Raw genomic sequence first — 12,504 nt, 5'->3', positions numbered from 1 at the left:
TCGGATCGACGCTTCCGTGCACCTGATGAACCGATCCGGTGCACGGAAGCGTCGACCCGACGGTCGCCCTCCCCCGTCACCGACACCAAGACCGAGACCGAGAAGACGACCGCGGGCATCGAGACCTGCGAAAGGCGCGGCGGCGCCGTCGTCGCACATGAGAGGGCTCCGAGACCGACGAGCGGCCTGGGGCCAGCACCGAGAGGATCTGAAGGATCATGACGGATTCCACCACCGAGAAGATGTCCGCTGCGGTCGTGACCGCCTTCGGCGAGGACCTCGAGATCGAGGACCTGCCCCTGCCCGAGCCGGGGCGCGACCAGGCCCTCGTACGGCTGATCGCCTCCGGCGTCTGCCACACGGACCTGCACGCCGCGCACGGCGACTGGCCCGTCAAGCCCGAGCCGCCCTTCGTCCCGGGCCACGAGGGCGTGGGCGAGGTCGTCGCCGTCGGCGAGGGCGTCACCCGCGTGTCCGTCGGCGACCTCGTGGGCAATGCCTGGCTGTGGAGCGCGTGCGGGGAATGCGAGCACTGCCAGGAGGGCTGGGAGACGCTGTGCGAGAACCAGGTCAACGGCGGCTACAGCATGAACGGCTCCTTCGGGCAGTACATGCTCGTGGACGCCCGATACTGCCCACTGATCCCCGACGGCGCCGACCCGCACGAGGTCGCCCCGGTATTGTGCGCCGGGGTCACCGTCTACAAGGGCCTCAAGCAGACGGAGGTCCGCCCCGGGCAGTGGGTCGTGATCTCCGGCGTGGGAGGTCTCGGCCACATCGCCGTGCAGTACGCCGTGGCCATGGGCATGCGCGTGATCGCTGTCGACGTCGCCGATGACAAGCTGGCCCTCGCCGAGCGCCACGGCGCCGAGATCACGATCAACGCCATGGGGCCGGATCCCGCCGAGGCTGTCCAGGAGGCCATCGGCGGAGCTCACGGAGTCCTGGTCACGGCCGTGCACCCGGATGCCTTCGGCCAGGCCATCGGCATGGCCCGCCGAGGCGGAACGATCGTGTTCAACGGGCTGCCTCCGGGCGACTTCCCGGCCCCGATCTTCGACATCGTGCTCAAGGGGCTGACCATCCGCGGCTCGATCGTCGGCACCCGCAGGGACATGGAGGAGGCCCTCGAGTTCTACTCCCGGGGGCTGATCCACCCGACGTTCAGCAAGCGGCCGCTCGAGGACATCAATGCGATCCTCGACGAGATGATCCACGGCAAGATCGAGGGTCGCGTGGTGCTCGACTACTGAGCGCCGCCCCTCGGCCTCATCAGGCCGGCACGACGCCTCCGCGCATCGGCCTTTCCCGGGCCCTCGCGGAGGCGTCGTGCTGTCGTGCCGGGTTCCTATGCTTGCTGATGGACGACCACGAAGGAGGCAGGCCATGAGCCCGACCAGCAATGCCGACAAGCCCGCCGAGCGCGAGGAGATCCCCTCCACGCTCGAGCGCTCGGATCAGAAGGCGCAGGACACCTACGCCGCAGCGCTGGAGAACGCGCGGGAGGAGTACGGCTCCGGGGCCCGGGCGCATCAGACCGCGTGGGCGGCGGTGAAGCAGACCCATGAGAAGGTGGGCGATCACTGGGAGCCCAAGGATGAGAACGGGCCGTCGGACGAGCGCTCCGAGAACGGCGGGCGCACCGGAGGCGAGTCCGGCGGCGGCGTGGACGCCAACGCGACCAAGGAGCATCTCTACGAGATCGCTCAGCGCCTGGAGGTCGAGGGGCGCTCGGAGATGACCAAGGACGAGCTCGTCGAGGCCATCCGGAAGGCGAACGACCGCAGGACCGCCCAGGCCCGCGAGAACTGATCCCGCTCACCGGATCACGGGACCCGGTGAGTCCACTCGTCGGTGCCGAACTTCTCGTCCACGAGCTGCGTGGCCCGGGCGAGCTCCTGGGCGGTGTAGTCGCCCTCGTGCGAGCGGTAGTGGGACAGGAAGTAGGAGCGGAAGGACTCGATGATGTCCGCCCGCGCCATGCCGGTCTGCGAGCGCATGGGGTCCACGCGCTTCTTGGCGGACTTGATGCCCTTGTCGGAGAGCTTCTCGCGGCCGATGCGCAGGACCTGCAGCATCTTGTCGGCGTCGATGTCATAGCTCATGGTCACGTGGTGCAGCAGGGTTCCGTCGGCGAAGCGGCGCTGGGCGGCGCCGCCGATCTTGCCCTGCGGGGTCGCGATGTCGTTGAGCGGGACGTAGTGCGCGTCCACGCCGATCTCCTGCAGCGCCCCGAGCACCCACTCGTCCAGGAAGGCGTAGGCGCGTTCGTTGGACAGGCCTTCGACCAGGCTGGCGGGCACGATCAGCGAGTACGTCACGCAGTTGCCGGGCTCCATGAACATGGCGCCGCCGCCGGTGATGCGCCGAGTGACGCCCACCTCCAGCTCGCGAGCGGCCTCGGAGTCGATCTCATTGCGCACCGACTGATACGAGCCGATGACCACCAGGGCGTCGTCCCAGTCCCAGAAGCGCAGCACGGGACCGCGCCGCCCGGCGGCGACCTCCTCGGCGAGGACCTGATCCAGCGCCACGTGCTCGGCCGGCGGCAGGGTCCTCATGTCGATGACCTCGATATCGAGATCGTCCCAGGACACCGCAGCTCCCACCGCGCGCCGGGCGGCAATGCCCACGGCCTCGGTCGTGAAGCCGATCAGCTCCGCGCCGCCGTCGCGCCGATCCAGCGCGGCCTGGATCGCTGCGGCGATCTGCGCGACCGTCGATGACACCGGCAGGCCGTTCAGTGCACCCGTCAGTTCCTCGAGGGCGTCGTCGGGCTCCAGGAAGAAGTCGCCGGAGACGACGGCGTCACGGAAGACGGCATCGTCTCCCTCCCCGTCGACCTCCAGATCGACGACGACCAGCTTCCCGCCGCGGACCTTGTACTCACCGTGCATGACTGACCTCCTGTCGCGCAGGCGCCCAGCATCTGTGTCGGCGCCGTGTCGTGTCCCTCCAGCCTAGGAAAGCGCCCCTGCAGCACGTCACGACTTCGCGACCGGCCGATTCCCCACCCTTCATTCATCGAGCGGCCTGTCCTGCACCGATTCAGCACTGAGACGGTGAGAGATCGGCCGGTCGATGGAGGACCGGTGCGGAATCGGCCGGTCGATGCGCAGGCAGGTGCGCGCCGGGCTCCTACAGTGGAGCCATGACCGATCCGATCCTGCTGCTGGCCTCCACCTCCCCCTCGCGCGCCAAGCTGCTGCACGATTCCGGCATCGCCTTCGACCAGCTCGGCTCCGAGGTCGACGAGGACGAGGTCGTAGCTCGGGCCGGGCTCACCCAGCCGTCGGAGATCGCTTTGGAATTGGCACGGGCCAAGTGCGAGGCCGTCGCCGCGCTGCCCCAGGCGGCGGGGCGGCTGGTGATCGGCTGCGATTCGGTCTTCGAGCTCGACGGCCGGGCCCTGGGCAAGCCGCACACCGCCGAACTCGCCCTCGAGCGCATCGGGCAGATGCGCGGGCGCACCGGGCATCTGCACACCGGGCACTGGATGATCGACACCCGCAGCCCCGACGACGGCGGCACCGGGCTGAGCGAAGGTGTGATGGCCGGGGCTGATGTGACCTTCGCCGAGATGACCGACGACGAGATCGCCGCCTACGTGGCCACCGAGGAGCCCCTGTGGGTGGCCGGATCCTTCACCTTGGACGGTTACGGCGCGGCCTTCATCGAGCGTGTGGACGGCGATCTGCACGCCGTGATCGGACTGTCGATCAATGCCCTGCGCCAGCTCTCCGGTCGCGCGGGGATCTCGGTGCAGCGGCTGTGGGGCCGCGAGGACTGAGCCGCGGTCGTCGTGGTCCGGCCGTGGCTAGACTTCCCTGATGACCTCTTCCAGCGGCGCCTGGCAGCAGCCGCCCGAACCTGCTGCGGTGCAGCCCCAAGACACCCGTGAGCAGCTGCGCCTGGGCTGGCTGACCGGGCTGCCCGCGGGTGCTGCGGTGATCCCCGTGGGGCTGGCCTTCGGCGTGCTGGTCGTCCAGTACGGGCTGCCCTGGTGGGTGGCTCCGCTGCTGTCTGGAATCGTGTTCGCGGGCTCGATCGAGTTCCTGCTGGCCGGGATGCTGGCTGCCGGCGCACCGCTGGCCCAGATCGGGCTGACCGCGCTGATCGTCAACTTCCGGCACGCGTTCTACGCGCTGACCTTCCCCCTGCGTCGGATCCGCAGCGTCCCCGGGAAGATGTACGGCACCTTCGCCCTGACCGACGAGGCGTTCGCGCTGACGTCGGGGCGCGAGGCCCAGCGGTGGTCGGGCACGCGCGTGCTCACCCTGGAGGCGACTTTCCAGCTGTTCTGGGTGTCGAGCTCGACCGTCGGCGCGCTGCTGGGCTCGCTGATCCCGCCGTGGGTCAAGGGACTCGACTTCGCCATGACGGCGCTGTTCGTCGTGCTGGCCATCGATGCGTACAAGGCGCGCCGGTCCCTGCCCCTGCCGGTGATCGCGACCGGCATCGGGCTGGTCTGCGCCGCTGTGTTCGGTGCGAGCATGCTGGCCCCGGCCATGGGCGCCTATGTGGCGGTGCTGCTGATCGGCTTCGCGATCCGCCGGGCCCGCGGCCGCGACCTGCCCACGACCGGTCAGGTCGAGATCATCAGCGACGACGACGGCCCGACGAGCGGACAGGAGCCGCGGCATGCCTGAGCTGAGCTACATCCTGGCCGCCGTCGGAGTGGCCGCGGGCATCACGTGGGCGCTGCGGGCCCTGCCCTTCGCCGTGCTGGCCCCGCTGCGGGAATCCCGGCTGCTGCCCTACATCGGCGATCGCCTGGGCGTGGGCGTGATGATCATCCTGGTCATCTACACCCTCCAGGACCTGGACCTGGTGGCCCCGAGCGTCTCGATCCCGGCGGCGGTCGCACTGGCCGTGACGATCGGGCTGCACCTGTGGCGCGGGAACATGGTCCTGTCCCTGCTGGTCGGCACCGTGACCCACGTGGCCCTGGCCTCGCTGTGGCAGGCATGATCCCTGCCCCGGCTTACCCCAGCTGACCCAGCCCGCGCAGCAGCAGGATCACTCCCACGATCCCCAGGCCCCATGCCACGGCGTCGGGAGCGGTGCGCACGGCCAGCTCCCGCACCGACGACAGCGGCCGGCTGGCCCTCTCCCCCAGGGCCATCCTGGCCAGGCAGAGCAGCAGTGCCGGCAGGACCATCACCAGGCAGTACAGCCCGAGCACCAGACCCGAGGCCGCGAGACCCAGGTTGTAGCGCCCGATCCCGGAGATCGCGGCCAGGTACGGGATCATCGTGGCCGCCTCCGCGGCTCCGGCCCCCAGCGCCAGCAAGCCCACTCCTCGCCAGCTGCCGGCCACCCGGTCGGCCCTCTCGATCCATCGGCGCATCGAGGCCTGGGGGTCGCCGCCGCGCTTGCGGATCTGCTCGGGATCCAGCCACCAGCTCAGCAGCGCGAGCATCGCTCCGGCGATCACGAGCACCACGGCCCCGGCGCGCTGCTCGAGCAGCTGCCCGACCGGTTCCAATGCCGCCTGCAGACCGGCCAGCAGCACGAGCCCCAGCACCCAGTAGAAGACGGCGATCACCCCCAGATACACGAGCACCCGCGCAGCGATCCCCCGGGCGCCGACCCCGCGCGCCCTCCCGCTCATCATCAGCAGCACGACCGGCAGCGCCAGCGTCCCCGCGCTGGTGGCATCCAGCAGAGCCAGCCCGGTGAACATCAGCTGATCGCCGGCGCTGATCGTCGTGATCTCTCGCATCGCATCCATGCCCCTGAGCCTCCCGCTGCACCGGCATCGCGGGCATCGGCCTTCGGGGGCATCTTCGGTCGGCGGCATCTGGACCTTCGGGGGAGATCGGCGCCCAGCACCTTGTGACGACGGATGCTTCCTCTAGCGTGAGCGCCATGACCTCCCACGAGCTGCGGGCCGCAGGCGGGACCAAGCCCCTGAACAGCCTGACTGCCGCGCGCCGGGCCGCTGCGCGCAGCGCACCCCGGGCCGCCGGGTCCGTCGTGCGCCCGCGGGATCTCGGGGTGGCCGGGGTCTGCGCTGTGCTCGCCGTGCTGGCACAGCTGTTGCCGTTCGAGCCCGCCACGCAGATCTTGGGAGTCTCCGTGCCGGCCTGGACCGCTCTCGCGCTCCAGCTGCTGGCCTGCTCGGCGCTGATCGTGCGCACCACCGCCCCCGCGATCGTCCTGGCAGTCACCGCACCTGCGGCAGCTGCTTCCGTCGCACTCGACGCCGGACCGGTCTCCACCCTGCTGGTCTTCGAGGCGATCTTCACAGCGGTGCGCCACGGATCCCCGCGCCTGCGCCGGCTCACCAGCATCCTGTGCCTGGGGCTGACGGCGAGCCTTCTTCTGGGGGCGCTGTCCTTCCCCGGCCTGCATGCCGCATGGACCCAGCTGCTCATCAATGTCGCGATCGTGCTGATCCTGCCCCTGCTGTGGGCCGGGGAAGTCCGCAGCCACCAGCAGGCCCGGGTCCAGGCCGAGCGAGCGGCGGCGGCGGAGCGCGAGTCGGCCGCCCGGCAGCTCGAGCTCGAGCAGACACGCGCCGCGCTGCGCCTGCAGGAGCAGCGCACGCACCTGGCCCAGGACCTGCACGACGGCGTCACGGGTCATCTCTCGGCCGTGGCGCTGCAGACCGGCGCGCTGCGCTCGAGTGCGGCCCTGCGTCAGGATCCCGAGGCGCTGAGCCGGTCCCTCGAGGCCGTGCGCACCAGCGCGCTGGAGGCCATGGCGGACATGCGGCGGCTCATCGACATCCTGCGCACCGACGGCCCCGGCCATGTCGAGGGAGCCACCTGGAAGGCGCTGAGCGCGCGGCTGCGCGCCCTGCGCCCGGAGTCCTCGATCGAGGTCCTGCCCGAGGCTCTGGCCCGGCTGGAGGACGCCGGGCTCAGCGCACAGGCGCTGCGTATCGGCCAGGAGGCGGTCACGAACGTGCTCAAGCACGCGGGAGCCGGGCCTGCGCAGCTGCGGCTGACAAGCGACGACGGCCGCGTCGTGCTCGAGATCCGCTCACCCCTGGCCGACCATGCCACGGCCGACGACGGCTCCGGGGTCGGCCTGCCGTCGATGCACCGACGCGCTCGGGAGACCGGCGGAGAGCTGGAGGCCGGCCCGATCGATGAGCGGACCTGGCGGGTGCGCGCGAACTGGGACGCGCAGACGCTCACGTCATCATCGCCATCGCCGGGGGAGCCTCGCCGTCCCGTTGCAGAGGAGCACGCCTCGTGACCACCGTCGTCCTGGCCGATGACCATGCCGCCATCCGTGCCGGCGTGCGCATGATCCTGGAGACGGCGCAGCCTCCCCTGCGGGTGGTGGGCGAGGCGTCCACGGCCCATGATGCTGTCGAGATCGCCCAGCGCACGCGTCCGGATGTCGTGCTGCTCGACGTCCGGATGCCCGGGGCCAGCGGGCTCACGGCGATCGAGGCGCTGCGCGGCACGGGCGCCGAGGTCATCATGCTGACGTCGTTCGCCCTGGACGACTACGTGCTGGCCGCGCTGCGCGCAGGTGCCGCCGGCTTCCTGGTCAAGACGGCGGAGCCGTCCGAGATCATCGCAGCGGTGCAGCGCGTCGCCGCCGGCGATGCCGCGCTGTCGCCGGAGGTCATGCGCACCGTGATCGATCGGGCCATCGCCAAGCCGGGCGAGTCAGCGCGGGCGCAGGAACTGCAGCACCCGGAGGTCCCGTCCGCGGCGGTCGCGGCGCAGGCGGTGTTCGAAGATCCGACCGCGGCCCCGTCGTCAGGGGTGTCGGAGTCGCCGGGCACCTCGGGGACGCTGGGGCCGTCCGAACCCCTGACCGCGCGCGAGCGCGAGGTCCTGCGCCTGTTGGCCCAGGGGCTGAGCAATCAGCAGATCGCCGCGCGGCTCGTCGTGGCGGAGTCCACCGTCAAGACCCACGTCTCCCACGTGCTCGCCAAGCTGGGTGCGGCCTCTCGCGTGCAGGCCGCGCTGTGGTGGGGCCGCCACGGCCGCGGATGAGGCGCCGCGGCGTCGTCCCTTGTTCTGCGGACGATGGGCGGCAGGGCCTCCGTCGCAGGCCGAGGTCAGCGGGCGCTGACTACACTCGAAGCAGATTTCATGTGCGCGGGGCGCACACGCTGAAGCGACCAGGGACCGCACCGGCAGGTTTGTGGATCCCCTACATCTCGATCCGGCCGCGGATGTGATCGAATGAGCGCCTGATCTGATCCCGTCAGGGCCCCGCCGACCTGCGCGACAGACGCGCCTTTTGAGGAGAGCCATCACAGTGACCGCACCGCAGGCAGCCGCCGACACCTCCGCAGCGCGCAGACCCGTCAGCAAGGTCCTGATCGCCAATCGCGGCGAGATCGCCGTGCGCGTGATCCGCGCGGCCAAGGACGAGGGGCTGACCTCGGTCGCCGTGTACGCCGATTCCGATCGCGACGCCCTGCACGTGCGCATGGCCGATGAGGCCTATGGCCTGGGCGGCACCACCGCCGCGGACTCCTACCTGGTGATCGACAAGATCCTCGACGCCGCCGCGCGCTCCGGGGCCGATGCCGTCCACCCCGGCTACGGCTTCCTCTCCGAGAACGCGGACTTCGCCGCGGCCGTGATCAATGCCGGGCTGACCTGGATCGGTCCGCCCCCGCACGCGATCTCGTCCCTGGGCGACAAGGTCGCCGCCCGCCGCATCGCCGAGGCCGTCGATGCCCCGCGCGTGCCCGGCACGACCGACCCGGTCGACAGCGCCGAGGAGGTCGTGGCCTTCGCCGACGAGCACGGGCTGCCCGTGGCGATCAAGGCGGCCTTCGGCGGCGGCGGCCGCGGCATCAAGGTCGCCCGCACCCGCGAGGAGATCCCGGAGCTCTACGAGTCCGCGGTGCGCGAGGCCGTCGCCGCGTTCGGTCGCGGCGAGTGCTTCGTCGAGCGCTTCCTGGACGCCCCGCGCCACGTCGAGACGCAGTGCCTGGCCGATGCCCACGGCAACGTGGTCGTGGTCTCCACGCGCGACTGCTCCCTGCAGCGGCGCAACCAGAAGCTCGTCGAGGAGGCGCCCGCACCGTTCCTGACGGATGAGCAGAACGAGCGGCTGTACTCCTCGTCCAAGGCCATCCTGCGCGAGGCCGGCTACCAGGGCGCGGGCACCTGCGAGTTCCTGGTCGGCCAGGACGGCGTGATCTCCTTCCTGGAGGTCAACACCCGCCTGCAGGTCGAGCACCCGGTCTCCGAGGAGGTCACCGGCATCGACCTGGTCCGCGAGCAGTTCCGCATCGCCCGCGGCGAGGCCCTGGACTACGACGACCCCGAGGTCCGCGGCCACTCGATCGAGTTCCGCCTCAACGGCGAGGACCCTGGCCGCGGCTTCATGCCCGCCCCGGGCACCCTGTCCACGCTGCGCTTCCCCGCCGGCCCCGGCGTGCGCGTGGACACCGGCGTGGTCGAGGGCGAGACCGTCTCCGGCAGCTTCGACTCCATGATCGCCAAGCTCATCGTCACCGGCGCCGATCGCAATCAGGCCCTCGCCCGCTCCCGTCGTGCACTCGCAGAGCTCGAGATCGAGGGCATGGCCACCGTCGTGCCCTTCGACCGCGTCATCGTCGAGGACCCGGCCTTCGCCCCGGCCGACGATCAGCCGTTCACCGTGCACACGCGCTGGATCGAGACGGAGTTCGTCAACGAGCTCGAGCCCTTCGCCGGAGCCCCCGGCTCCAGCACCGAGGCCGAGGAGCGCCAGACCGTCGTCGTGGAGGTCTCCGGCAAGCGCCTGGAGGTCGTCCTGCCGGCCACCGTGCTGGGCTCGGGCAAGTCGGCCGCAGCCCCTGCCGCCAAGAGCCGCCGCGAACGCGGCCGCGGTGCTGCCAAGGCCTCCGGCGACGACCTCACCTCGCCCATGCAGGGCACCGTGGTCAAGCTCGCCGTGAAGAACGGCGACACGGTCTCCGAGGGCGACACCGTGGTGGTCATCGAGGCCATGAAGATGGAGCAGCCCCTCAAGGCGCACAAGGACGGCACCGTCTCTGGGCTCAAGGTCTCCCCCGGCGACACCGTCTCCGCAGGCACCGTGCTGGCCACCATCCGCTGAGCCGCCGGCCCGCCTGGGCCGCCTCGTGAAGGGGCCGGATCGACGCTTTCCTGCGCCGATCCGGCCCCTGGCCCCGATTCCGCCCCTAGCCTGCCGCGCATGCATGATCATCGCGCCCGCGCTCGCTTCTCTCGCCCCGAGCTGCGCACCGCCGCCGCCTGGAGCCGCAGCCCCCGCAGCCTCGCCGGCGACCCGAGCTTCGAATGAGTCACCCGCAGCCTCTGGGCCAGGCTGCCACCCGCCGCGCGTTCGCGGACGACGACGGCCGAGGACCAGCTCGTCTCCGTGGGCGAAGGTGAACCGCAGCCCATCCTGAGGGTCTGGGAGCGAGCCGCGCTGCTGCAGCTGCACTGCGCGGACATTCTTCTCGTCTCCCACCTGAGTGCTGCGCAGCTGTGGGGGCTGCCACTGAGCTGCTCACCCGCGCCCTAGACGCATGGATTGCTGGGCAAGGAGTCCCGTTTCCGAGCGCTGGAACCCCTGCCGCAGCTGTCCTACGTGGAGCAACGGCAGAACGAGCACAGTGGGGCGATGCTCCTCCACAAGAGCCTCGGGCTGCGTTCGGTGCTCGGACCCTGGGGTGCCATGGTGTCCTCCCCCAGCTGAGTGCGGACTCGCTGCTGCGCGAGGTCGACGACCTCCCTCCAGGCACGCGCCGCATCGCTCGATTCCGTCGGGCGGTCGAGCTCAGCTCGGCGAACACCTCGTCCCCTATGGAGACTCTGCTGAGGCTGCTCGTCGTGCGCACTGGATTCGCTGAGCCATCCATGAACCTGCCGGTCATCGTGCGGGACGGGTCGCGGTTCGTGCTGGACCTGGCCTGGCGCGAGCAGCGCACGGCGCTCGAGTACAACGGCCGCGTCCATTACGAGGACCGGAGGACCTACGGCGATGAGCAGCACCGGCTCCACCTGCTGGCGGACGCCGGATGGGCCGTGCGCACCGTGGTCGCAGCCGATCTGAAGGACCCGCAGCGCGCGGGCAGCAGACGGCGGTCAGACCATGACCACATAGTGAGACGGAATATCACGATACGATCACGCCTCAGTAGCCTGTCGGGCGTTCCCATCACCTCGTGGAAAGCACCGCCATGTCCTCCTCCGCCGAGCCCGCCGCGGCCGTCGACAGCACGCCCCCGGTCAGCCGCAGCAAGGTCGTCCTGGCCTCGCTGATCGGCACGACCATCGAGTTCTACGACTTCTACATCTACGCCACGGCCGCCGTCGCGGTGTTCCCCGTCCTGTTCTTCACGGGCGAGAACGAGACCGCCAAGCTGCTGGCCTCGATGGCGACCTTCGGCGCCGCGTTCGTGGCCCGCCCGATCGGCTCGGTGCTCTTCGGGCACTTCGGCGATCGCGTGGGACGCAAGGCCACGCTGATCGGCGCGCTGCTGACCATGGGCATCGCCACGTTCCTGATCGGACTGCTGCCCACCTACTACGCGATCGGCATCTGGGCGCCGCTGCTGCTGACGATCCTGCGCTTCAGCCAGGGCCTGGGCCTGGGCGGCGAGTGGTCCGGGGCGGCGCTGCTGGCCACGGAGTACGCCGAGGAGGGCAAGCGCGGACGCGCCGCCATGTGGCCCCAGCTCGGTGCGCCGTTCGGGTTCATCCTGGCCAACGGCTTCATGCTGCTGCTAACCATGGCCATGGGCTTCACCTCGGGCGCCGTCGACGGGCTCGAGCACGGGTTCCTGGCCTGGGGCTGGCGCATCCCGTTCCTGGCCTCGATCGTCATGGTGGCCATCGGCCTGTACGTGCGCTTCGCGATTGCCGAGACCCCGGTCTTCCAGCAGGCGCTGGAGGCCAAGCAGGAGGTGAAGTCCCCGCTGGGCGAGGCCTTCCGCACGTCGTGGGTCCAGATGATCCAGGGCACCTTCATCATGCTGGCCACCTACGTGCTCTTCTACCTGATGACCGCCTGGATCCTCTCCTACGGCATCGGCTCCCCCGAGGCCGGCATGCTCGGCATCCCCTACCGCACGTTCCTGGTGATCCAGCTGATCGCGGTGCTGCTCTTCGCCGCCATGGTCCCGGTCTCGGGCTGGCTGGCGGATCGCTTCGGGCGCCGGTCCTCCCTGCTGGTGATCTCGGCCGTCATCGTGGGCTTCGGGCTGATCTTCGGCTGGTTCATCGCCCCGGAGAACCTCGGCGCCGGCACCGAGATCAACATGGTGCGCCTGCTGTGCTTCCTGGCGCTGGGCATGGCGCTGATGGGCCTGACCTTCGGGTCCATGTCCGCCGTGCTGCCGGAGCTGTTCCCCACGAACGTGCGCTACACGGGCTCGGGCATCGCCTACAACGTGGCCTCGATCCTGGGTGCGGCTCTGACGCCGTTCGTGGCGGTGTGGCTGACCTCGCGCTTCGGCGTCTCGGCGGTGGGCCTGTACCTCTCGCTGGCCGCGGCCATCACGTTCATCGCCCTGTGGCTCTCCCCGGAGACCAAGGACGTGGACATGCGCTCGGTCGGGAC

Annotated in this window: 11 protein-coding genes; 9 read left to right on the top strand and 2 right to left on the bottom strand. The window is 70.5% G+C overall.

Annotation, left to right across the window (positions count from 1 at the left end; genetic code table 11):
- The first annotated feature begins 218 nt into the window (after window positions 1-218).
- Window positions 219-1,253: an alcohol dehydrogenase AdhP gene (gene adhP / locus M3E84_RS01615; protein WP_259894261.1), complete on the top strand. Its 1,035-nt coding sequence runs from the start codon at window positions 219-221 to the stop codon at window positions 1,251-1,253.
- Between the two features lie 133 nt (window positions 1,254-1,386).
- The gene (locus tag M3E84_RS01610; RefSeq protein WP_259894259.1) at window positions 1,387-1,812 is read left to right on the top strand and encodes a ChaB family protein; all 426 of its coding nucleotides are present in this window, start codon (window positions 1,387-1,389) and stop codon (window positions 1,810-1,812) included.
- 14 nt (window positions 1,813-1,826) lie between these two features.
- Here the strand turns inward: M3E84_RS01610 and M3E84_RS01605 are convergent, their stop codons facing one another.
- Entirely contained in the window at window positions 1,827-2,897 is a 1,071-nt protein-coding gene (locus M3E84_RS01605; protein WP_259894257.1) for a biotin/lipoate A/B protein ligase family protein, read from the bottom strand.
- Between the two features lie 254 nt (window positions 2,898-3,151).
- Here M3E84_RS01605 and M3E84_RS01600 point away from each other — a divergent pair, with 254 nt between their 5' ends.
- The 3 genes from M3E84_RS01600 to M3E84_RS01590 are packed head-to-tail and all read left to right on the top strand — an operon-like array spanning window position 3,152 to window position 4,971.
- A complete protein-coding gene (locus M3E84_RS01600; protein ID WP_259894255.1) occupies window positions 3,152-3,790 on the top strand; it encodes a nucleoside triphosphate pyrophosphatase in 639 nt (212 codons plus the stop codon).
- A gap of 40 nt (window positions 3,791-3,830) precedes the next feature.
- Window positions 3,831-4,649 (top strand): AzlC family ABC transporter permease, encoded by an 819-nt coding sequence (locus M3E84_RS01595; protein WP_259894253.1) that lies wholly within the window; start codon window positions 3,831-3,833, stop codon window positions 4,647-4,649.
- Window positions 4,642-4,971, top strand: coding sequence for a branched-chain amino acid transporter permease (locus M3E84_RS01590; RefSeq protein ID WP_259894251.1), 330 nt, complete (start codon window positions 4,642-4,644; stop codon window positions 4,969-4,971). The genes M3E84_RS01595 and M3E84_RS01590 overlap by 8 nt, the downstream gene beginning before the upstream one ends.
- 13 nt (window positions 4,972-4,984) lie before the next feature.
- Here M3E84_RS01590 and M3E84_RS01585 read toward each other — a convergent pair whose 3' ends face one another.
- Entirely contained in the window at window positions 4,985-5,734 is a 750-nt protein-coding gene (locus M3E84_RS01585; RefSeq protein WP_259894248.1) for a GAP family protein, read from the bottom strand.
- A 137-nt stretch (window positions 5,735-5,871) separates the two neighbouring features.
- Here M3E84_RS01585 and M3E84_RS01580 point away from each other — a divergent pair, with 137 nt between their 5' ends.
- From M3E84_RS01580 to M3E84_RS01565, 4 genes are all read left to right on the top strand, one after another.
- The gene (locus M3E84_RS01580) at window positions 5,872-7,209 is read left to right on the top strand and encodes a sensor histidine kinase (protein ID WP_259894246.1); all 1,338 of its coding nucleotides are present in this window, start codon (window positions 5,872-5,874) and stop codon (window positions 7,207-7,209) included.
- Window positions 7,206-7,964, top strand: a complete 759-nt coding sequence (locus tag M3E84_RS01575) for a response regulator transcription factor (protein WP_259894244.1) — start codon at window positions 7,206-7,208, stop codon at window positions 7,962-7,964. Before M3E84_RS01580 ends, M3E84_RS01575 begins: the two co-directional genes overlap by 4 nt.
- Window positions 7,965-8,232: 268 nt before the next feature.
- The gene (locus M3E84_RS01570) at window positions 8,233-10,032 is read left to right on the top strand and encodes a biotin carboxylase N-terminal domain-containing protein (RefSeq protein ID WP_259894242.1); all 1,800 of its coding nucleotides are present in this window, start codon (window positions 8,233-8,235) and stop codon (window positions 10,030-10,032) included.
- 1,090 nt (window positions 10,033-11,122) lie between these two features.
- The coding region (locus M3E84_RS01565) for an MFS transporter (protein WP_259894334.1) at window positions 11,123-12,504 on the top strand (1,382 nt) is incomplete at its 3' end.

This window comes from Kocuria sp. p3-SID1428, from assembly GCF_025149945.1.
In the GTDB taxonomy this organism is placed as follows: Bacteria; Actinomycetota; Actinomycetes; order Actinomycetales; family Micrococcaceae; genus Kocuria.
Note: the sequence above shows the minus strand (reverse complement) of the source record. Positions and strands in the feature narration are given on the sequence as shown.

Excerpts from the sequence above, each read along its gene's own strand:
- adhP (WP_259894261.1), top strand. The coding sequence starts at position 219 with ATGACGGATTCCACCACCGAGAAGATGTCCGCTGCGGTCGTGACCGCC.
- M3E84_RS01610 (WP_259894259.1), top strand. The coding sequence starts at position 1,387 with ATGAGCCCGACCAGCAATGCCGACAAGCCCGCCGAGCGCGAGGAGATC.
- M3E84_RS01605 (WP_259894257.1), bottom strand. The coding sequence starts at position 2,897 with ATGCACGGTGAGTACAAGGTCCGCGGCGGGAAGCTGGTCGTCGTCGAT.
- M3E84_RS01600 (WP_259894255.1), top strand. The coding sequence starts at position 3,152 with ATGACCGATCCGATCCTGCTGCTGGCCTCCACCTCCCCCTCGCGCGCC.
- M3E84_RS01595 (WP_259894253.1), top strand. The coding sequence starts at position 3,831 with ATGACCTCTTCCAGCGGCGCCTGGCAGCAGCCGCCCGAACCTGCTGCG.
- M3E84_RS01590 (WP_259894251.1), top strand. The coding sequence starts at position 4,642 with ATGCCTGAGCTGAGCTACATCCTGGCCGCCGTCGGAGTGGCCGCGGGC.
- M3E84_RS01585 (WP_259894248.1), bottom strand. The coding sequence starts at position 5,734 with ATGGATGCGATGCGAGAGATCACGACGATCAGCGCCGGCGATCAGCTG.
- M3E84_RS01580 (WP_259894246.1), top strand. The coding sequence starts at position 5,872 with ATGACCTCCCACGAGCTGCGGGCCGCAGGCGGGACCAAGCCCCTGAAC.